The following is a 1,916-nucleotide window of genomic DNA, read 5'->3' on the forward strand; positions in this document are numbered from 1 at the left end:
GGTGGGTGCGGGCGGGACCGTCGTGGACGACGAGGGAGGAGGCTGTGTCGTCGGCGGGACGACGACGGCCGGTGCCGACCATGCAATCGTGCACCCGTCGCCACTCACGGCAGGACGAAGCGCACCCTCGGACCCGGCGACCACGATCGTCGACGCTGCACGGCGATCGTGCACCATGACGCGGGACGTCCCGTCGGTCGCGGTGTTCGCGAACACGACGATCAGCCCGTCATCGGACACGCCCGGACCCGAATCCGCCCCGGGCGCGGGGATCGCCACCCGACTGATCGAAGGAGCGGCAACCGACGAGTGGGAGGGCCCGACAGCGACGGCCGCGCCGACGATGAACGCGGCGGCAGTACCGATCCGAGTCCATCGTCCCACCATCGTCCCGACGATACTCGTCGTCCGCCATGGAGGTGATCGGGGCGACGAGAAATCTCGGGTCAGCGGGTGATGCCGCTCATCACCACCGCAACACACGCGGTTGGGTCGAAAGCCGCCGATTCCGCTCGCGGCTCCGCCGCGACGACCTGCAGGAGTCCGGCAAGACCCGAGCTGCCGGTGGCACTCGCATCGAAGCCGGCGCGATGCGCCAATTCGTGAGCGGCGACGATGTTCGCTTCGGAGGCGACGACCGACCTTCCCCCCGACCTGTCGATCGCGTCGAGCACGCCGAGCCAGTCGTAGGTCTCGTCGTCGAGGATCCCGTCGGCGAGCGACGCCGGGTCGGTCCACGGGGTCATCACCTGCTCCCACTGCGACGCTGGATCGTCGAGCCCGACGGAACGGCGGCGCGCCCGGTCGAACGGAGCGCAGCCCTCGGCCTGGACGGCGAACAACGGCACCGCCGGATCGTCATCGTTCAACCCGGACCCGAGGGAGGCCGCGAAGGCTCCACCGCCGACCTGCACGAACACGCCATCCAGCCGGCCCGGCCCCTCCGGAGCGTGTACCTGCGCGCCGATCTCCCACCCGATCGTGCGGCCACCGTCGAGGCACAGCGCATTCTCGGGACCTTGCACGGTGAACGGGACCGATCCGTTCTCGACCGCTTCCCGGAACCGCAGCATCGCCGGGTCCCCCGGCAGGTCCTCGGATCGCCGAGCGCATCGGTGGACGGTGGCACCGAGTTCGTCGAGACGATCTCCGAAACCGTCGCTCATCCACGTCGGAACGTACACATCGATCGGCCACCGTGCTGCGCACGCGAGCGTCGCTGCCGCCAGGGCCGCGTTGCCGCACGAGGCGATCGCGAGACGGGGCCGTTCGACGAGCTCGCCGAGCAGCTCCATCGCGCGCAGGTGCAGAAGGATCGAGAAGAGATGCCGCGACTTCTGGCTGCCTCCCACGCCTCCGGTCTCGTCCTTGACCCACACGCCGCCGGCATCCGAGAAACCGAGTTCGTCGGACAGCACGTCCGAGCGGGTGAACGGGGTGACGACGAAACCCGTCCCGTCGACCTCGCGCACGGCGTCATCGAGCTCACGAACCAGCGCTGCGCGCGCTGCGGGAGTCATCCCGAGCGCGTCGGCGGTCGCTGCCCACGCGAGGCGGGCATCGTGTGCGATGAACGGATGGTCGGAGCTGGGCTGCTCGGAGTGCGCGGAGCCGTGCACCGTGATCGGTACCAGCACGTGGTGACGATCGGTCAGACTCGAGCGCGGGCATCGCCACGGTGCCGGTTCGGTGATGTCGAGCCGGGCCCCGCAGACGCGGCATTCCCACCCGACGACCGCGTGCACGGGATCCACCTCTCAGCCGCCGGCGGTGGATGCTGCGACGCGACCGTTGAAGTCGTCGATCATGTCGTCCCACACTCCGACGTAGCGACGCAGTCCCTTCCAGAAGTCCTGGTGGCGGCGGGCCTCGAACAGTTCGAACGGCGTCCCCTGCTGCTCGACCCACGTGTAGTA

The 1,916-nt window shown here is 69.5% G+C and carries 1 protein-coding gene and 1 pseudogene; one reads left to right on the forward strand and one right to left on the reverse strand.

Annotated features, from left to right (window positions below; genetic code table 11):
- A pseudogene (locus WBV89_RS00575) lies at nt 1–457 on the forward strand (hypothetical protein); the annotation flags it as partial.
- On the opposite strand, the gene WBV89_RS00580 reads toward WBV89_RS00575, so the two are convergent.
- The gene (locus WBV89_RS00580; RefSeq protein ID WP_423979400.1) at nt 447–1,637 is read right to left on the reverse strand and encodes a PLP-dependent lyase/thiolase; all 1,191 of its coding nucleotides are present in this window, start codon (nt 1,635–1,637) and stop codon (nt 447–449) included. The pseudogene WBV89_RS00575 and the gene WBV89_RS00580 overlap by 11 nt on opposite strands.
- Nucleotides 1,638–1,916: the final 279 nt, after the last annotated feature.

The organism is Ilumatobacter sp. (assembly GCF_049588435.1).
In the GTDB taxonomy this organism is placed as follows: domain Bacteria; phylum Actinomycetota; class Acidimicrobiia; order Acidimicrobiales; family Ilumatobacteraceae; genus Ilumatobacter_A.